16 protein-coding genes and 1 tRNA gene are annotated in these 17,087 nt (G+C 72.2%); 8 read left to right on the forward strand and 9 right to left on the reverse strand.

Going from position 1 to position 17,087, the window contains the following annotated elements; genetic code table 11:
- Positions 1–60 precede the first annotated feature (60 nt).
- The 3 genes from ABD808_RS14750 to ABD808_RS14760 all read right to left on the reverse strand — a co-directional run bounded on the left by ABD808_RS14750 (position 61) and on the right by ABD808_RS14760 (position 4,079).
- On the reverse strand, positions 61–1,026 hold the full coding sequence (locus ABD808_RS14750; RefSeq protein ID WP_344896156.1) for a DUF5954 family protein: 966 nt from the start codon (positions 1,024–1,026) through the stop codon (positions 61–63).
- 150 nt (positions 1,027–1,176) lie between these two features.
- The gene (locus ABD808_RS14755) at positions 1,177–2,229 is read right to left on the reverse strand and encodes a glucose 1-dehydrogenase (RefSeq protein ID WP_344896159.1); all 1,053 of its coding nucleotides are present in this window, start codon (positions 2,227–2,229) and stop codon (positions 1,177–1,179) included.
- Entirely contained in the window at positions 2,229–4,079 is a 1,851-nt protein-coding gene (locus ABD808_RS14760; protein WP_344896163.1) for a glycoside hydrolase family 15 protein, read from the reverse strand. Before ABD808_RS14760 ends, ABD808_RS14755 begins: the two co-directional genes overlap by 1 nt.
- A 250-nt stretch (positions 4,080–4,329) precedes the next feature.
- Here ABD808_RS14760 and pqqA point away from each other — a divergent pair, with 250 nt between their 5' ends.
- From pqqA to ABD808_RS14790, 6 genes are read left to right on the forward strand one after another with little or no spacing between them, the layout of a single operon-like run.
- Positions 4,330–4,452, forward strand: a complete 123-nt coding sequence (gene pqqA / locus ABD808_RS14765) for a pyrroloquinoline quinone precursor peptide PqqA (RefSeq protein ID WP_344896166.1) — start codon at positions 4,330–4,332, stop codon at positions 4,450–4,452.
- A 10-nt stretch (positions 4,453–4,462) separates the two neighbouring features.
- Positions 4,463–5,407: a pyrroloquinoline quinone biosynthesis protein PqqB gene (pqqB, locus tag ABD808_RS14770; RefSeq protein ID WP_344896169.1), complete on the forward strand. Its 945-nt coding sequence runs from the start codon at positions 4,463–4,465 to the stop codon at positions 5,405–5,407.
- Positions 5,408–5,412: 5 nt separating this feature from the next.
- Positions 5,413–6,153, forward strand: a complete 741-nt coding sequence (gene pqqC, locus ABD808_RS14775; protein WP_344896172.1) for a pyrroloquinoline-quinone synthase PqqC — start codon at positions 5,413–5,415, stop codon at positions 6,151–6,153.
- A complete protein-coding gene (pqqD, locus tag ABD808_RS14780; RefSeq protein ID WP_344896175.1) occupies positions 6,143–6,427 on the forward strand; it encodes a pyrroloquinoline quinone biosynthesis peptide chaperone PqqD in 285 nt (94 codons plus the stop codon). Before pqqC ends, pqqD begins: the two co-directional genes overlap by 11 nt.
- Positions 6,424–7,548 (forward strand): pyrroloquinoline quinone biosynthesis protein PqqE, encoded by a 1,125-nt coding sequence (pqqE, locus tag ABD808_RS14785; RefSeq protein WP_344896178.1) that lies wholly within the window; start codon positions 6,424–6,426, stop codon positions 7,546–7,548. Before pqqD ends, pqqE begins: the two co-directional genes overlap by 4 nt.
- Before the next feature lie 42 nt (positions 7,549–7,590).
- Positions 7,591–8,196, forward strand: a complete 606-nt coding sequence (locus ABD808_RS14790; protein WP_344896181.1) for a TIGR03086 family metal-binding protein — start codon at positions 7,591–7,593, stop codon at positions 8,194–8,196.
- A 46-nt stretch (positions 8,197–8,242) separates the two neighbouring features.
- On the opposite strand, the gene ABD808_RS14795 is transcribed toward ABD808_RS14790, so the two are convergent.
- Both ABD808_RS14795 and ABD808_RS14800 read right to left on the reverse strand, forming a co-directional pair.
- The gene (locus ABD808_RS14795; RefSeq protein ID WP_344896184.1) at positions 8,243–9,211 is read right to left on the reverse strand and encodes an RNA polymerase subunit sigma-70; all 969 of its coding nucleotides are present in this window, start codon (positions 9,209–9,211) and stop codon (positions 8,243–8,245) included.
- Complete coding sequence (locus ABD808_RS14800) at positions 9,208–9,999, reverse strand: NAD(P)-dependent oxidoreductase (RefSeq protein WP_344896187.1); 792 nt, start codon at positions 9,997–9,999, stop codon at positions 9,208–9,210. The genes ABD808_RS14795 and ABD808_RS14800 overlap by 4 nt, the downstream gene beginning before the upstream one ends.
- Positions 10,000–10,099: 100 nt before the next feature.
- On the opposite strand from ABD808_RS14800, the gene ABD808_RS14805 reads away from it, so the two are divergent.
- The gene (locus ABD808_RS14805) at positions 10,100–10,768 is read left to right on the forward strand and encodes a GntR family transcriptional regulator (protein WP_344896190.1); all 669 of its coding nucleotides are present in this window, start codon (positions 10,100–10,102) and stop codon (positions 10,766–10,768) included.
- Between the two features lie 14 nt (positions 10,769–10,782).
- Here the strand turns inward: ABD808_RS14805 and ABD808_RS14810 are convergent, their stop codons facing one another.
- The 4 genes from ABD808_RS14810 to ABD808_RS14825 form a co-directional block, all read right to left on the reverse strand.
- Positions 10,783–11,484: a spherulation-specific family 4 protein gene (locus ABD808_RS14810; protein WP_344896193.1), complete on the reverse strand. Its 702-nt coding sequence runs from the start codon at positions 11,482–11,484 to the stop codon at positions 10,783–10,785.
- Between the two features lie 16 nt (positions 11,485–11,500).
- Entirely contained in the window at positions 11,501–12,496 is a 996-nt protein-coding gene (locus ABD808_RS14815; protein ID WP_344896196.1) for a GDP-mannose 4,6-dehydratase, read from the reverse strand.
- A gap of 252 nt (positions 12,497–12,748) precedes the next feature.
- Positions 12,749–13,423 (reverse strand): LuxR C-terminal-related transcriptional regulator, encoded by a 675-nt coding sequence (locus tag ABD808_RS14820; protein ID WP_344896199.1) that lies wholly within the window; start codon positions 13,421–13,423, stop codon positions 12,749–12,751.
- A gap of 508 nt (positions 13,424–13,931) precedes the next feature.
- A tRNA-Leu gene (locus ABD808_RS14825) sits at positions 13,932–14,004 on the reverse strand.
- Between the two features lie 428 nt (positions 14,005–14,432).
- On the opposite strand from ABD808_RS14825, the gene ABD808_RS14830 reads away from it, so the two are divergent.
- Positions 14,433–17,054 carry an AfsR/SARP family transcriptional regulator gene (locus tag ABD808_RS14830; RefSeq protein ID WP_344896202.1) on the forward strand — a complete coding sequence of 874 codons (2,622 nt, stop codon included), beginning with the start codon at positions 14,433–14,435 and terminating at the stop codon, positions 17,052–17,054.
- Positions 17,055–17,087 lie beyond the last annotated feature (33 nt).

The following is a 17,087-nucleotide window of genomic DNA, read 5'->3' on the forward strand; positions in this document are numbered from 1 at the left end:
ATCGTCAACTCTCGCGAAAGATCAGGTGTTCTGGGGTACGCACGGAAGGGGGCCGACGGCTCAGTCGGTCTCGGCGGCCTCGGTGTAGCCGTGATGTTCCTCGTCGCAGGGGCGGGGGGCCTCGGGGCCGTCGCGGCCGAGCCGCATCATCCGGGACACGCGGACGGTGCGGAAGTCGCGTCCCCGCACGACGATCCGATGCCCGGTGGACGCCTTGATCTCGTTGGCGAGGGCCGTCCACTCGGCGAGTTCAGCCGCCGTGGCGGGGTCGCCCTGGAACTCGCGCAGCCTCGGCATCAGACCGGTGAAATGCCTGGCCAGCCGCTCGCGGGCCGCGCCGGGATCGTCGCCGCCGGTGATCGGCGTCCAGGCGTCGCCGTCGACCTCCAGCACGACGAACGTCGGGGGCAGCAGCACGATCCCGGGGTGGGTGCGGATCGCGTGCCGCGCCTCCGCGCGCACCTGGTCGGGGACGCTGCCGGGCGCGGGCATGTGCCCGACGAGGTTCAACCGCAGCTGCGCCTCCCACTGCCCGCACGGCGCGGGCGGGTCGATCAGATGGCCGCGGAGCAGGTCGTCCTTGGCGAGGTCGGCGTCGGTGGACCGGGGCGGCTCCATCACGCGGTCGCCGATCAGGATGAACTTCTCGACGCGGATCACCCGGAACCGGCGGTCGCCGATCTCCCACTCGTCCTTGGCGAGCTGTTCGCCCTCCTCGGGGTCGAGCCGGTCGGCGGCGGCGAGCATGGCGCGCTCGGTTTCGGGGTCGGCCACGTTGGGCGCGTCCATCCGCAGGTCGATCGCCAGGCCGTACCGGGCGGAGGACGGGTCGTCACAGCCGAGCGAACCGATCCGCCACTCTTTTCCCATTTGTACGGCATGCCCGAAATCCGGGGAGCCGCCGGGCAGAAGTTTGCGGTATTTCCGCATTCGCTCGCCGAGTTCCCGATCACGCACCGCCGCGACCGGGTCCAGCTGGGCGACCACATTGATGTGGTCGTACCCGTGCATCAGGGGGAAGGTCATGCCCGCATCCTGGCTGGACGCCGCCCGCCTCCGCATGATTTTCCGCACAACCACAAGCCCGCATTGCCGGTATTAATCGGAAATGCGAATTACGAATCTTCCAGCCCTGCGGACAGTTCCGCTGTGGGGACGATCTCGCACCCTGGTGAATTAGTCGTCGAGTGTTATCGCTACCTTGACGTCGTCCGGATGCGGGGTGAAAGCGTCCTCGTAGCGCTCCAGCGGGACGCGGCGGGTGATCAGGCGTTCGAGCCAGGAGAGGTCGGCGGTCGCGAGGGCCTTCGCGGCGGCCGCGTAGTGGCCGAGGTTCGCGTTGACCGAGCCGATGATCGCGTCGTTCTCCAGGACGATGTCGCGGTTGAGCGCGCCCGCGTCCACCTGCACGTGACGGCCCGACGACGACACTCCGGTCAGGCACACCACGCCGTACGCGGCGTTGTTCGCCATCGCGCCGAGGACGAGCTGCGACACGCCGGTCGCCTCGATCACGATGTCGGGCACGCCGTCGGCGACGGCGGCGTCCAGGCCGTCGTGATGGTAGGTGGCGCCGAGGTCGGCTACGAGGCGCGGCTTCGGGCCGTCGGAGACCCGGTCCAGGACGTGCACGTCCAGGCCCCGCTGCACGCCGAGCATCGCGGCGAGCAGCCCGATCGGACCGGCGCCCGTCACCAGCACCCGGCGCGGCTCGAACCAGGCCCGCCCGCCGACCTTCTCGATCTGGTCCCACGCCTTGGCGACGACCGTGGTCGGTTCCATGAGGACGCCGACCTCCGCCAGGCGCGGGTCAAGGGTGACGGCGTAGGCGGCCTCGACCGTCCAGGACCGGGCGGCGTACCCGTCGAGCTCCTTGATGCCGCGTTCGGTGTAGCGGCCGTTGCGGCACATGTCGAACTCGCCGTGCGCGCAGGCCCCGCACGGCACCGGGTCGGGACGGCGCACGACCCCGACGACGAGGTCACCGGGGGAGAAGCCGCTGCCGGACGGCGCCTCCCGCACTCGTCCCAGCGACTCGTGCCCGATGACGAGCCGGTCGCGGCCGGGCGGCGCCCAGCCGTAGTCCCCGGCCGCGATCTCCTTGTCGGTGCCGCACACGCCGACGGCGATCCCGTCGACGAGCAGGTCGCCCGCGCCGGGCTCCGGCTCCGGGACGTCGGTGACGGAGAGCGAGCCGCGCTTCAGCGGCAGGACGGTCAGGGCGCGCATCACGTTTCTCCTTCGGGACTCGGAACGGACGGGGAGGCGGGCTGCCAGCTCGGTCGCGTGCCGCTCAGCCGGCGGGCCGTGTTGACCAGGCCGACATGGGAGTACGCCTGCGGCGTGTTCCCGATCTGCCGCCCGGCGGCGGTGTCGTACTCCTCGCTCAGCAGGCCGAGGTCGTTGCGCAGGCCGAGCAGCCGCTCGAACAGGTCGGTGGCCTGCTTGGTCCTGCCGATGGCGTGCAGCGCGTCCGCGAGCCAGAACGTGCAGGCCAGGAACGCGCCCTCGCCGCCGGACAGGCCGTCGACGCCGCCGTCCGTCTCCGTGTCGTAGCGGAGCATGAAGCCGTCGCGGTACAGGTCCCGCTGGACCTCGTCGACGGTGCCGACGACGCGCGGGTCGTTCCACGGGAGGAATCCGGTCTCCGGGATGAGCAACAGCGACGCGTCGAGGCCGCGGGAGCCGTAGTACTGGGTGAACGTGCCACGGTCGGCGTCGTATCCGTGCTCGCACACGTCGGCGTGGATGCGTTCGCGCAGTTCCTTCCACTTGTCAACGGGACCGTCCAGGCCGTAGTGCTCGACCGCCTGGACGGCCCGGTGCACGCCCGTCCACGCGAGCACCTTGGAGTGCACGAAGTGGCGGGGGTCGCCCCGGATCTCCCACAGGCCGTTGTCGGGGTCGCTCCAGTGCCCTTCGAGAAAGTCGAGCAGGGCGCGCTGGACGTCCCAGGCGTCGTCGTCCGCCTCGATCCCGGCGCGGCGGCCCAGGTGCAGGCCGTCCAGGACCTCGCCCCACGTGTCCAGCTGGAACTGGTCGGACGCGGCGTTCCCGACCCGGACCGGCGCCGACCCCTCGTAGCCGGACAGCCAGTCCACGGTGAACTCGGTGAGGCGGCGGGTCCCGTCGATCGCGTACATGATCTGAAGGTCGGCGGGGTCGCCCGCGACGGCCCGCAACAGCCATTCCCGCCACTGTTTCGCCTCGGCGACGAAACCGGTGCCGAGCAGTGCCTGGAGCGTGAACGTCGCGTCCCGCAGCCAGCAGAACCGGTAGTCCCAGTTGCGCGAGCCGCCGAGCAGTTCGGGCAGCGAGGTGGTCGCGGCGGCGACGATGCCGCCGGTCGGGGCGTAGGTGAGCGCCTTCAGCGTGATCAGCGACCGGCGGACGGCCGCGTCCCACCGGCCGTCGTAGTCGTAGGAACGCATCCACTCCGACCAGAACGTCTCGGCGTCGGTGAGCGCCTGTTCCGCTTCGACCGCCTTCGGACGCGGCAGATGCGACGGCTGGTACGTCAGGACGAACGGCACCCGGTCACCGGCCGACACCGTGAAGTCGGCGTACGTCGTCAGGTTGTGGCCCTCAAGCTCGACGGGCGTTCGCAGCCAGGCCGCGTCGGGCCCGGCGATGGCGTTGTGCTCGCCCTCGCGCCTGCGCATCCACGGCACGATCCGCCCGTAGTCGAACCGCAGCCGCATCTCCATGTGCATCGGCACCCGGCCGCTGACGCCCTCCACGATCCGGACGGCGTCCGCGGCCTCCCCGCGCGGCGGCATGAAGTCGATCAGCCGGACGGCGCCGTCCGGCGTCTCCCACTCGGTCTCCAGGATCAGCGTGTCGCCCCGATACCGACGCCGCGTGCACAGCCCGTCGCCGGAGGCCGCCGACGCGCCGCCGGACGCCGATGCGGGGGCGAGCCGCCAGAAACCGGCGTGTTCGTCGCCCAGCAGGGACGCGAAACAGGCAGGGGAGTCGAAGCGCGGCAGGCACAGCCAGTCGATCGAGCCGTCCCGGCCGACCAGCGCCGCCGTCTGCGTGTCTCCCAGCAGGCCGTAGTCCTCGATCCTCAGCGCCACGACGTACCCCCGTCCTCACGATCGGGCTTCCTCCGACCTTTCCCGTGATAGTGGATCCATGTCCAGTACGCGGCATGTTCCGGTGAACTCCGCGCGTCCCCGGAATCTGGCACGGAGTTCATGGTCCCTGGCACGAATGGCCCTGGAAGCGCTTCCCGGGGGGACGTACGGTCGAAGAGAACGGGCCTGGAAAGCGCTTTCCTTAGCCGATGGCGGTCTCCGGGGCCAACCGACAGGAAGGAGCACCGAGATGGCCGTCCACAAGCCAAACGCGGACCGGACCGACGACCGAGCGGACCGATGGGTCACGCCCGACTACCAGATCGTGGAGACCTCCTTGGAGGTCACGGCCTACTTCACATCTGAGGGCTGACCCGTCCGCGATGCGGTTGCTGATACTCGGCACCGCGGCGGGCGGCGGCGTGCCTCAATGGAACTGTGCCTGCGCAGGGTGCGCCGCCGCCCGCAACGCCCCCTCCCTTCGGAGGCGGCACGCCTCCATCGCGGTGGAGGCCGGGCGGGGTCGCTGGTACGTGGTCAACGCGACGCCCGACATCGGTGAGCAGATCGAGGAGTGCACCGCCCTGCACCCGGGGTCCCCGCGGGGTTCCGGGGGGCGTGGGGGGTCGTCCCCCCACAGTGAAACGCGCGCCACTCCGCTCGCCGGGGTGATTCTCACCGACGCCGAACTGGATCACACGCTCGGCATCCCGCGGCTCCGGGAGGCGTCCGGTCTGGAGATCGTCGCGACCGGCACGGTCCGCGCGGCGCTGTCGGAAGGGCTGCGTCTCGACCGGGTGCTCGCCCCCTACTCCGGTCTTTCCTGGACGGTTCTGCCACAGGACCAACCCACGGCGCTCGACGGCGGGGCGCTGGAAGTCCAGGGAATCCGGGTGTCGGGCAAACGGCCCCGCTACGCGGTCGATCTCGACCTTCCCGGTGACGACGCCTGGGTGGTCGCCTTGCGCATCCGGGACAGGCGGGACGGCAAGGTCGTCGTGTACGCCCCGGCGCTCGCGGACTGGCCGGACGACCTGGACCGCGCCCTCCACGACGCCGACTGCGTCTTCCTCGACGGCACGTTCTGGGACGATGAGGAACCGCGCCGTTCCGGGTTCACCGAGCGCACGTCCACGCTGATGGGCCATCTGCCGATCACGGGACCGAACGGCACCGCCGACCGGCTGGCCGCGCTGCCCGCCGCGCGGCGCCTCTACACGCACCTGAACAACACCAACCCCCTCGTCGACCCGGACCACCCCGGGCACCGGACGCTGGCCGCGGCGGGGATCGAGGTCGCGAAGGACGGAGCGCTGATCGAACTGTGAGCACGGTGACGAGCACGGACGGAGCGGCGGGCGCGGCGGCGGGCGCGGCCGGGCTGGAGCGCCGCCTCCGGGCCCTGGGCGAGGAGCGGTACCACCATCGCCACCCGTTCAACCTGCGCATGCACGAGGGCGAGCTGAGCAAGGAGGAGTTGCGCCGCTGGGTGCTCAACCGGTTCCACTACCAGCGGCACATCCCGGTCAAGGACGCGCTGATCCTGGCCAGGCTCGGTACTTCGGAGCTGCGGCGCTCGTGGGTCCGCCGCGTCCACGACCACGACGGCTCCCCGGACGGCGACGGCACCGACGGCGGCATCGAGCGGTGGCTGCGGCTCGGCGAGGCGGTCGGTCTCGACCGCTCGCTGCTGCTGTCCGGCACCGGCGTGCTGCCGGGTGTGCGGCTCGCGGTGGACGGCTACGTGAACTTCTGCCGCAACGCCACCGTCCTGGAGGCGGTCGCGTCGTCGCTGACCGAGCTGTTCGCGCCCGACCTGATGGCGACGCGGATCGCGGCGTGGGAGCGGCACTACCCGTGGGTGGACCGTGACGGCCTGCGCTACTTCCAGGTGCGCGTGGGCCAGGGGCGCCGCGACTCGCAGGAGGCGCTGCGGCTCGTCCACGAGTGGGCGCGGACGCCCGAGGAGCGCGACCTGGTGCTGGCCGCGTTCACCTTCAAGTGCGACGTGCTGTGGTCGCTGCTGGACGCGGTCGACCACGCGACCGGGCGGGAGGCGTCCGATGTCGGGTGAACATTCGATCTCGACCGACACGGCGTGGCGTCCCGCGCTCGACAGGTCCGTCGTGCTGCGGTACGACAGCGTCCGCGAAACCGATCTGCTGTTGATGCCCGAGCGGGCGGTGCAGCTCAGCGGCTCGGGCGGACGGATTCTCCGCCTGTGCGACGGCAGCCGCACCGTCGCCGAGATCGTCGCGGAGCTGACGCAGGCGTTCCCGGACGCGCCGCTCGCCGACGAGGTGCCCGCGTTCCTGGAGCGGATCCGCGCGGAGGGCTGGTTGCGATGATTCCCGCGCCGTGGGCGCTGCTCGCCGAGGTCACCCACGCCTGCCCGTTGCACTGCCCGTACTGCTCGAACCCGCTGGAACTCGTCCGCAAGAGCGCGGAGCTGAGCGCCGCCGACTGGGCGCGGGTGTTCGGTGAGGCCGCCGAGCTGGGCGTCGTCCAGGCGCACGTGTCCGGCGGCGAGCCGCTGCTGCGTCCCGACCTCGCGGAGATCGTGGCCGCCGCGCACCGCGCCGGGGTCTACACGCAGCTCGTGACCAGCGGTGTCGGGCTCTCCGCCGAGCGGCTCGGTGAGCTGCTGGACGCCGGGCTGAACAGCGTCCAGCTCTCCCTCCAGGACGCGCGCCGCCCCGGCTCCGACCTCATCGCCGGACGCGTGTCCTACGACGACAAGGAACGCGCGGCCAAGGTGATCCGGGACGCGGGCGTGCCGTTCGGGTTGAACGTCGTCCTGCACCGCCGCAACCTCGACAACCTCCAGGAGATCATCGAGGTCGGGGCGAACTGGGGCGCCGACCGGATCGAGCTGGCCAACACCCAGTTCTACGGCTGGGCGCTCCGCAACCGCGCCGCGCTGCTCCCCACCAGGGACCAGCTCGACCGCGCCAAGGCCACGGTCGCCGCCTGGCGCGACGGCCACGGCGACCGGCCCGAACTCGTCTGGGTCATGCCGGACTACTACGAGGGCGTCCCGAAACCGTGCATGGGCGGGTGGGGCGCGCGGTCCGTCACGGTCGGTCCCGACGGGACCGCGCTGCCGTGCCCGGCGGCCTACGCCGTGCCGGACCTCGCGCCGCCGAACGTCCGGGAACGGTCGCTCGCCTGGATCTGGGCGGAGTCCCCGGCGTTCAACGCCTACCGGGGCACGGACTGGATGACCGGGCCATGCCGGGAGTGCCCGCGCCGAGAGATCGACTTCGGCGGCTGCCGCTGCCAGGCGCACGCGCTGACCGGCGACGCCGCCCGCACCGACCCGGCCTGCTCGCTGTCGCCCGACCACCACCTGATCCGTACCGCCGCCGAGTCCGCCGATGAGGGGACCGTGGCGGTGCCGCTCGTCTACCGGCGTCCGGGCGCGGTGGATTCGACCGATGGATCGTCGAGGGTCTCGGGATCTGTATGAGTGGACGGCCGCTCTCCGCGGCCCGAAACCATCGGAGGATCCATGTCATCCGAGCAGAGCACCGTGACGGCGAACGCCGTCGAGCTGGTGGAGCGCGCGTTCGACACCACCAACGCGCTGCTGGCCGCCGTCCCCGACGACCGGTGGGACGCGAGCTCCCCCTGCGGCGGCTGGACGGTCCGGCAGGTCGGCAACCACCTGGTCGGCAGCCTGGCGATCATCGAGGCGTACACGCGCGAGGACGCGGAGGCCATCGCCGTGGCCGAGACGGACCGCGAAACCGAGCGGGACCTGGACGGCGCCCATCCGGCCAAGGCGTTCGGCGCGGCGGCCGACAGCTGTCTGGACGCCGTGTCGGCGTTCGGCGCCCTGGACCGTGAGGTCCCGTTCGTGATCGGGGAGGTGCCCGGGGTCTTCCTGACCCGGGTCTGCCTCCTGGAGTCGCTCGTGCACGGTTGGGACGTCGCGCGCGGCGCCAGCACCCCCTACGACGCCGACGGCGACGTGGTGGACGCCGTCGCGGTGTTCGCCAAGGAGGGGCCCATCGAGAAGCGCCGCACCGCCGGATTCTTCGGGCCCGGCCTGCCCGTGGGCCCGGACGCCCCGGCGTTCACGCGCCTGCTGGCCCTCCTCGGACGGCAGGCCTGACGCGCGGGCGCCGTGGTGGGGCGTCGACCCCACCATGGCGCTCGGCTCACGAACCGGACGCGGGTAGCCCGAAGTGGGCGAAGAGGGCGGGGACGCCGAAACCGGTGGCCGTTTCCAGGTGATCCCCGGAGATGGTGCAGACGAGCAGCCCGTAGGCGTGGAGCGCGCCCGTCCGCCCGTCGGCCGTGTACGCGGCCAGCGCGGGATGCCCGTTGGCGCGCGTCGCCATGAGCGTGAACTCTCCGGGGCTCTCGCGGTGAAGGCCCGCCAGGAACTCGGCGACCCGTTCGCGGCCGTGGAGCACGAGGTCCTCCGGCGGCATCCGCAGGACGGCGTCCTCGTGCAGGACGGCGGCGAGTGCGGTGAAGTCGTGGCGCCGCCAGGCCTCGGTGAACCGGCCGAGCACCTCGTCGTCGCGTCCGTCGAGCGGGCGGCGCGGACCGGTGGCGGCGCCGAGCGTGCCGCGCGCCCGTTGCAACATGCTGTTGACCGCCGGGACGCTGCTGTCGAGCAGGTCGGCGACCTCGGCGCCGGTCCAGCCGAGCGCGTCCTTGAGGATCAGGGCGGCGCGCTGGGTGGCGGGCAGGCGTTGCAGGGCGACGATGAACGCCAGCGCGACGCTCTCCCGGCCCTCCACGACCGTCGCGGGATCGTCGTCGAGATCGTCGAGCAGGCGGTCCGGGTAGGGCTGGAGGTACTCGATCTCGCCCGTCGTGACGGGCAGCCGCCCCTTGCGCTCGATCATCTTCAGGCACGTGTTGGTGGCGATCCGGACCAGCCAGTGCCGCAGCGGCGCGCGTCCCTGGAAGGTGCCGAGGGACTTCCAGGAGCGGAGCAGGACGTCTTGGAGCGCCTCGTCGGCGTCGTCGAAGGAGCCGAGCATCCGGTAACAGTGCACGTGGAGCGCCCGCAGATGCGGTTCCACCAGCAGGCCGAACGCCCGTCCGTCGCCGTCTAACGCGGCGGCGAGCACCTCGTCCTCGACCGGGTCGGCAGGTGCGGCGCGGCCCGTCACGCGGACCGCTCCACCGACAGCCGCTCCAGCAGGTCGCGGCTGGCGCCCGCGACGAGCGGCGGGACGCCCAGTTCGGTCAGCATCGTCGCGGCGGCCGACATCTCGGCGGCGCGGCGGACGGCGTGCCGGTGCGTCCCGGTGACGAGGCGTTCCACGGTGTCGGCGCTCGCCCGGGTCAGCTCGGCGGTGATGTCGTCGCGCAGCCAGCCCTCGCAGCCCGCCGAGCGCGCGGCCTCCAGCGACTCGACGACCGCCGCCGCGAGGCCCTTGAAGAACACGCTGCGCAGCAGCTTCCGGCCCGCCGCCGCGCCGGGGCCGTCCGGCAGGATCTCGACCGTGGCGCCGAGAGGAGTCAGGATGTCCGCGGCCTCGGCGGCGCCGTCCCCGCTGGCCAGCATCGGCGTGCGCAGCCCCCGGCCCGGGACCGGCGCCATGATCGCCACATCGGCGAACCGGACGCCGTGCTCGCGGGCGATGCCGTCCAGCCGCCGCTTCAACTCCGGGGCCGCGGTGTTCAGGTCGGCCCACACCACGCCCGGACGGGCTCCGGCGACCCCGGCTCGCAGGGCGTCGGTCGCGTCGTGCGCGCTGTTGACGCTGAGGACCAGGTCGGCGCCGTCCGCCGCGTCGGCCTCGCTCCCGGCCTGGACGATGCCGTCCGGCGCCGGGACGGCGGGATCGTAGCCGCGCACCACGGCCCCGGCGGCGGCGAGGTCACCGGCGATCTCGCCGCCCGCCTCGCCGAGGCCCAGCACAGCGATGGTCGTTGGGCGGACGGGGTCGGGCATCGAGCCTCCTCGAAACGGCGGCGTCCACCGGGCGGGGCGCTACACTCGAACTGTAACAAAATTGTTGACAATTTCGCTTGCCGATCAGCGGGAGTGCGCCGTGCCGAAGGGCAAACCGGTGGATCCGGTCGTCACCGGGATCAGGGACGCGATCCTCGGCGGGGAGTTCGTCCCGAACCAGCGGCTGGTGGAGGCCGACCTGTCCGAGCAGTTCTCGGCCAGCAGGGCCAGCGTCCGGGCCGCGCTGTTCGCGCTCGCCAACGAGGGCCTGATCGAGCGCGTGCAGAACCGCGGCGCGCGGGTGCGGGCCGTGTCGCTGGCCGAGGCGATCGAGATCTGCGAGCTGCGCATGGTGATCGAGGGGCTGTGCGCCGCCAAGGCCGCGCAGCGGATCGACGGCGACGGCGACGCCGAGCTGGCCGCGATCGGCGCCGCCATGCGCGCGGCCGTCGAGACCGGTGACGTGTTCGGCTACTCGGAGCTGAACCAGCGGCTGCACCGCCGCGTCCAGGAGATCAGCGGCCAGCGCACCGCCGCGCAGGCGCTGGAGCGGCTGCGGGCGCAGAACGTCCGGCACCAGTTCCGGCTCGCCATGCATCCGGGCCGCCCGCGCCAGTCGCTGTCCGAGCATCTGGCGATCATCGAGGCGATCCGCGCCCGCAACGCCGACGCCGCCGAGCAGGCCGCCCGCGCCCACTTGCGCAGCGTCCTGCGGACACTCCCCGAGATCGAACGGGCCAGGCCGAAACCGCACCGCGCCCAGACCTGACCCGTTACCGCCGCCTAGCGGTTCGCGTAGACGAGGGACATCTCCCGGGAGAAGTAGCCGGGGAGCCCGCACCACGGGTTCACGCCCGCCCGGTCCGTCACGTAGACGGAGCCCGCGTTGCGCCGTCCGGCTCGAGCCAGCGCCCGCGCCAGGACGGCCTGCGGCGCCGCGTAGACCAGATGGCAGAACCGTTCGGCGGGCATCTGCATCGCCCACGCGGGCGCGCGGACGTGCTGGTACGCCGACCACGGCCCCTCGAACGTGACGAGCAGGTCGGCGAGCCGCGCGTACGCGGCGTCGGGATACGTGCCGTGGTTGAACACGACGTACTCCGCGCCCCGCCGCCGCACGCCCGCGACGACGCGCTGGTACCGCAGCACGTGCCTCGGGACGGACGACACCTCGTCGAGGAACACCGTCCTGATCCCGTACCACTTGCGGTAGCGGGTCACCTCGTCCTCGACCTCGCGGGCCGGGCGGGTGCCGAAGGCGCTGTCGATGTACCCGGCGATCCGCACGCCCGCGTCGGCCGTGCGGTGCGCGACGGCGGCGAACTCGCGGTCCCGGACGGTGCCCGCGCCGCTGTCGGCGTTCAGCACGACGACGCCGAGGCGGGGGTCGGCGATGCTCGACCAGTCCACGGCCGCCGGATCGAAGTACGCGGGGACGGCCACCGACGCGACCCGGCCCGTCACCTCGCCGGTAGTCCTGAGCATGTTCATCTCCCCGTGCCTAGATCGTGTAGGTGGACGGCCGGTAGCGCGCCAGGTTCGCCGGATCGAGGAACCACTCGATCGTGTCCTTGAGCCCCTCTTCGAGGGTGTGCTGGTGCCGCCAGCCGGTGTCGCGGCGGAGCAGGCCGCTGTCGCAGACGAACCGGACGGACTCCGCCGCCCGCGGCCGCCCCCGGGCCGTCTCGCAGCGGACCTCGGGATCGGCGCCCATCAGCTCGGCGATCACCCGGGCCAGCTTCCCCCGCGAGACCACCTGCCCGGTGCCGCAGTTGTAGACCTGGCCGACGACGTCGCCGGGCGGCGCGGACCCGACGATCGCGAACGCCTCCGCGACGTCCCGGACGAAGGCCAGGTCCAGGGCCGGTTCCGGCGCGCCGATCTCCACGGCGCCGGTGTCGGCCGCGATCTGGCTGATCACGGTCGGGATGAACGCGCGGGCGGACTGCCGGGGGCCGAACACGCCGAACGGTCGCAGCGTCACCGCCGGGACCCCGAACGAGGCGTGGTAGCTCTCCACCAGCTTGTCCGCCGCGATCTTCGTCGCGGCGAACGGGGAGCGCGCCTGCAACGGATGCGCCTCGTCGATCGGCACCCGCCGCGCCGCGCCGTACACCTCGCCGCTGGAGGCGTGCACCAGCCGGGGCGTCCGCAGGTCGCGGACGGCCTCCAGCACGTTCAAGGTGCCGAGGAGATTCGTCTCGGCGTACGAGCGCGGGGCCAGCCGGGAGTAGGACGGCGCCGTCAGCGCCGCCAGGTGGTAGGCCGACTCGGCGTCCCTGAGCGCGTCCCGCACCGACGCGGGGTCGCGCACATCTCCCGGCACCACCTCCACCCGCTCCAGCACGTCGGACGCGAGCGCGTCCAGCCAGCCCCACGATTCGCACGGGTCGTACCGGACCATGGCGCGCACGCGATGGCCACGGTCCACGAGCGTCTCGACGAGGTGGGAGCCGATGAAGCCGTCGGCTCCCGTCACGGCGACCAAGCTGTTCATCGTGTACCACGCCTTTCAGCAAGGGGAGCGCCGCGTGAGTTCCCGGTGACAGCTGTCAACGGCGACCGAATTTCCACATCGTTCACAACGGTGACAGAAAAGAATTAATGGCCCTTGAAACGTGGGCCCACCAGATCATGCGCCAGCGCCGCGAGCGGGTAAAGGTCGCGGTGGGCCCATCTTGGGATGGGCACGGTCCTGGGACTCCCGGGCCGCGTCCGAAAAACCATTGACCGGTGCGGCGGACCGGTCCTACGACGGGTCGGCGGCGGCGTCGGCAGACGAATTCAATTCGATCCAGCGCTCGGCGGCGTGTTCCCGGCCGGTGGCGCCCAGCCGTTTGTAGATCTGGTGGGCGTGGTTCTTCACCGTCTTCTCCGTGATGACCAGCCGCCGGGCGATCTCCCGGTTGGTGAGCCCGGCGGCGATCAGCTCCAGGATCTCGGCCTCCCGCGCGGTCAGCCCCGGGTCGGGCCGTGGGGCGCCGCCGTCGTGCACCCACCGCACGAGCGCGGTCACGGCGGGACGCGACAGCGACGACTCCCCGCGTCCGGCCGCGACCAGCACGTCGGCGAGGGCCCTGGGCTCGAAGTGCCCGTACACCAGGCATCCGTGGGCGCCCGCCGCCACGATCTTGACGAGGACGAGCGGGTCGAGCTCGGCCGTCACGACGACCACCCGGGCGCCGGACCGCGCCAGCCGGGCGATCGCGCTGTCGGCGGGGGGCGAGCCCTCCAGCAGCACCACGTCGGGCTCGTGGACGCGCAGACCCGCCACGGCGCGCTCGACCGTCCCGCTGCCCACCACATCGACCGACGCGGCCGTGCCGAGCAGCGACCGAAACCCGATGCGGGACACCGGATTGTCGCTGACGACCAACACCCGGACCGCTTTCGGGACGGACCTCGGCGCGGTTTCAGAACTCATTGAAAAATCACTCTTCATGCCACTGGCGCGCAATACCGACGTCGCAGTGGATCCAACGGGCACGGGACGAGCGACGTCTCCGATGCAAACCGACACCAGAACATACGTCAAGAATAAAGGACGATCTTGACCGCAGGAGGCCAGTGGATGCCGGACCGCGTTATCGGGCGCCGAGAAAGCCCTTCAACATTCAACGAGTTGACCACCGAAACGGTGTCCAAAATGGCGGGACCGCGTGAGGCCGCGCGGGGCGACTCAGCCGCGCCGTCGAAGACAGGGGTGCGGAGGACGTATCCGCCGCGGGGTCGACTCGTTCTTCTCAGTGACGGGGCCTCGGGGGCGGTGTGCGGGGGGAGCACTGGGCCGCGCCGGGCCGGGCGGTCGCCTGTCCGCCGTCACTCGGCGACCTGACCCGAATGAATTTCACCTTAGACCGTTCCAACGAGGGTGATATGATCATTCGTCGCCGAAGAATATCCGCCACCGCGGAGCGCGCCGCGCATTTCTGTGCCTCCGGTCGGATTTGAACCGACACTTCTACTCTTTTAAGGAGTATGCCTCTGCCGTTGGGCTACGGAGGCTGAGCGCGGGGTGATCCGGCCGAACGGTGGCTAGCCGGGGGGAGTCGGAGCGAGGGGCGGTAATCGGCCCGGGACAGGCCATGGGGCCGGTGCGCGGCGGTTCGGCCGCGCCGACGGCAGGCTCGAACAGCTATGGCTTCCGGCCGGATCCGGCCGCGTGCGGACGGTCGTCTCCCGTCGCCCGTTCAAGCCCCCGCCCCCGTTCCCCGTGGTGGCCCGTCTCGCCGAGGCCCTGGCAACGACATGTCGTCGTCATGATGTGACCAATGCGAGCCCCGGTTGATCATCTGTGTCATCTAGGTTGCCCTGAAACACGCATAGGTGCCGTATATTTGGCGCATAGGGCCGATGTCTTCCTCGACGGTGGGACCGGAACCCGAGGGCGGGTGCGCATGTGATCGCTCTGACAGGGCCGGTTAGGGGATCAGATGGAATTCCGCATCCTTGGACCGCTGCAGATCGTCGCCGGCGGTCGTCCCGTCGGCGTCGGCGGGCCGCAGCAGCAGACGGTGCTCGCCGCGCTCCTGCTGGCGTCCAACCAGGTCGTCCCCATTGATCGCCTGGTGGAGGCGGTGTGGTGGACCTCGCCGCCCTCGGCCAGGGCCAACATCCGCGGCTATATCGCGGCGCTGCGCCGGGCCCTGCGCAACGCGGGCGAACCCGACGACCGGCTGATCACCCGGTCGCCCGGCTACCTGCTCCGCGTCGAACCCGGTGAGCTGGACCTTTCACGGTTCGAGGAGCTGTTCGCCCGGGGCGAGCGCGCGTTCCTCGACGGGCGCGCCGAGCAGGCCGCGCAGGACTTCGCCGACGCGCTGCGCTGCTGCCGGGGACGGCCACTTGAGGCCATGTCGCTGGGCGCGCCGCTGCTCGCCGACGTGGAGCGGCTGGAGGAGCGCCGCCTCCTGCTGATGGAGCAGTACACCGACGCGTGCCTGTCGCTCGGACGCTCCGACGCGCTCGTCCCCGACCTGCGGCGCCTCGTGGCACGGCACCCGCTGCGCGAGCGGCTGTGGGAGCGGCTCATGCTCGTCCTGTACCGGATGGGCAGGTCCGCCGACGCGCTCGACGCCTTCGCGCAGGTCCGCCGCCATCTCGCGGAGGATCTGGGCATCGACCCCGGGCCCCGGCTGCGGGCCCTGGAACGGCAGATCATCAGCGGTGACCCGGCGCTGGACGCCGCGACCGAGCGGAGCGCCCCGGTCCCGGCGCAGGTCCCGGCGGCGGTGCGGCAACTCCCGATGGACATCGTGGAGTTCACCGGACGCGAGGACGAGCTGCGCACCCTGAACCGGATCGCCGACGACGCGGGCGGGCACGGCGACACGGCGCTGACGGTGATCGCCATCGAGGGCATGGCCGGGGTCGGCAAGACGCGCCTCGCCGTCCGCGCCGGGCACCAGATCAGCGCGCGGGGCCGGTTCGGCGCCGTCCAGCTGTGGGCCGACCTGCACGCCATGGACCCCGATTTGCCGCCCGCCGATCCCGCCGAGGTGCTCGGCACGTTCCTGCGCCAGCTCAACGTCCCGCCCGCGCTGATCCCGCCGGGAGTGGACGCCAGGGCCGCCCTGTACCGCGACCGGCTGCACGGCGAGCGGGCCCTGGTGATCCTCGACAACGCCACCGACGAGATCCAGGTGGAGCCGCTGCTGCCGGGCGACCCGACGAGCCTGGTCGTCATCACCAGCAGGCGCAGCCTGGCGGGGCTGGACGGCGTCCACCGGCTCCGGCTGAACGGCTTCGCGCCCCGCGAGTCACGCGACCTGCTGGGCCGCATCGCGGGCCACGAACGGGTCACCGCCGACCGTGCCGCCGCCGCGCGGATCGCGGACCGGTGCGGGCACCTGCCGATGGCCGTGACGATGGCGGCCCGGCGGTTGCAGACCCGTCCGGCGTGGACGCCCGGCGAGTTCGACGCCCGGCTCCAGGACGACGACCGGCTGCCCGGCGAGCTGGAGTTCCGCAACCGGTCGATCAGCGCGTCGTTCGAGCTGTCCTACCGGGCGCTGGCCGACGACCAGAAGCGCATGTTCCGGCTGCTCGGCCTGCATCCGGGGGCCGACTTCACGCCGTCGTCCGCCGCCGCGCTGACCGATCTGCCCGGCCAGCGGGCCGAGTCGCTGCTCGAGGACCTGTTGGACGAGAACCTGCTCCAGCAGGCGTCCCCCGGCCGCTACCGGATCCACCAGCTGCTGCGCATGTACGCCAGGAAGAAGGCCCACAAGGAGGAGACGGCCGACCGGCGCGACGCGGCGGCCGGGCGCCTGTTCACCTGGTACCTGCGCGCCGCCCACTCCGTCGACGATGTGCTGAACCCGCACGGCGGCCGGGTCCCGATCGAACCGCCCGAAGGCCCGGGGACCGGGCCCGTCTTCGGCTCGCGCGGGCAGGCGCTGGCGTGGCTGGAGGCCGAGGCCGACAACCTGCCCGCGGTGATCAAGGCCGCTTCCGGTCAGGGCCATCACCCGGTGGTCTGGCGGCTCCCCGCACTGTTGTTGCCCTTCTTCCGCTTCGGTCGGAGCCTGGACGACTGGATCGGCGTGTTCCAGACCGGGCTGACGGCGGCGCGCCGGATGGGGGAGTGGCTCGGCGTCGCCCTCATGCTGAGCGGCCTCGGCCTGGCCTGCACCGACGCGCGGCGCTACAAGGAGGCCGTCGGCCATCACCGCGAGGCCCTGCTGGTGCAGCGCGGGCTCGGCGATCCGCGCGGCCAGGCCCGCAGCCTGACCGGGCTCGCCGCCGCCTACCTGGGCGACCGGCAGCCCCGGCGCGCGGTCGAGTGCCTGGAGGAGTCGGCGTGGATTTTGCGGAATCTGCGCGACCCGCGCGACGGCGCCGTCCCGGAACCCTCCGCCGAGGAGCCGGACGGCCCGGCGCCCGTGGAGGCGGAGGTAGCGGAGACCGGCGCGGATGTCGCCGACGGCGGGCACGTCCGGGTGCGCGAGGCCGTCACGATTCCGGGCGCGGGCATGGCGGCAGTGGGCGCCCGCACCGCGCACACGGCGACGGTCGGCTGTCCGGGCCCGCAGTGCGAGACGTGCGGCACCTGATCGGCAGCACCCGACCGGCGGACGGCGCCCGCC

Origin of the sequence: Actinomadura meridiana (assembly GCF_039537545.1) — a bacterium.
GTDB lineage: Bacteria > Actinomycetota > Actinomycetes > Streptosporangiales > Streptosporangiaceae > Spirillospora > Spirillospora meridiana.

What these genes read in the sequence shown, in the direction of transcription:
- pqqD (WP_344896175.1), top strand. Translation starts at nt 6,143, where the DNA reads ATGTCGGGTGAACATTCGATCTCGACCGACACGGCGTGGCGTCCCGCG.
- ABD808_RS14790 (WP_344896181.1), top strand. Translation starts at nt 7,591, where the DNA reads ATGTCATCCGAGCAGAGCACCGTGACGGCGAACGCCGTCGAGCTGGTG.
- pqqB (WP_344896169.1), top strand. Translation starts at nt 4,463, where the DNA reads ATGCGGTTGCTGATACTCGGCACCGCGGCGGGCGGCGGCGTGCCTCAA.
- ABD808_RS14755 (WP_344896159.1), bottom strand. Translation starts at nt 2,229, where the DNA reads ATGCGCGCCCTGACCGTCCTGCCGCTGAAGCGCGGCTCGCTCTCCGTC.
- ABD808_RS14830 (WP_344896202.1), top strand. Translation starts at nt 14,433, where the DNA reads ATGGAATTCCGCATCCTTGGACCGCTGCAGATCGTCGCCGGCGGTCGT.
- pqqA (WP_344896166.1), top strand. Translation starts at nt 4,330, where the DNA reads ATGGCCGTCCACAAGCCAAACGCGGACCGGACCGACGACCGAGCGGAC.
- ABD808_RS14800 (WP_344896187.1), bottom strand. Translation starts at nt 9,999, where the DNA reads ATGCCCGACCCCGTCCGCCCAACGACCATCGCTGTGCTGGGCCTCGGC.
- ABD808_RS14815 (WP_344896196.1), bottom strand. Translation starts at nt 12,496, where the DNA reads ATGAACAGCTTGGTCGCCGTGACGGGAGCCGACGGCTTCATCGGCTCC.
- ABD808_RS14810 (WP_344896193.1), bottom strand. Translation starts at nt 11,484, where the DNA reads ATGCTCAGGACTACCGGCGAGGTGACGGGCCGGGTCGCGTCGGTGGCC.
- ABD808_RS14820 (WP_344896199.1), bottom strand. Translation starts at nt 13,423, where the DNA reads ATGAGTTCTGAAACCGCGCCGAGGTCCGTCCCGAAAGCGGTCCGGGTG.
- pqqE (WP_344896178.1), top strand. Translation starts at nt 6,424, where the DNA reads ATGATTCCCGCGCCGTGGGCGCTGCTCGCCGAGGTCACCCACGCCTGC.
- ABD808_RS14750 (WP_344896156.1), bottom strand. Translation starts at nt 1,026, where the DNA reads ATGACCTTCCCCCTGATGCACGGGTACGACCACATCAATGTGGTCGCC.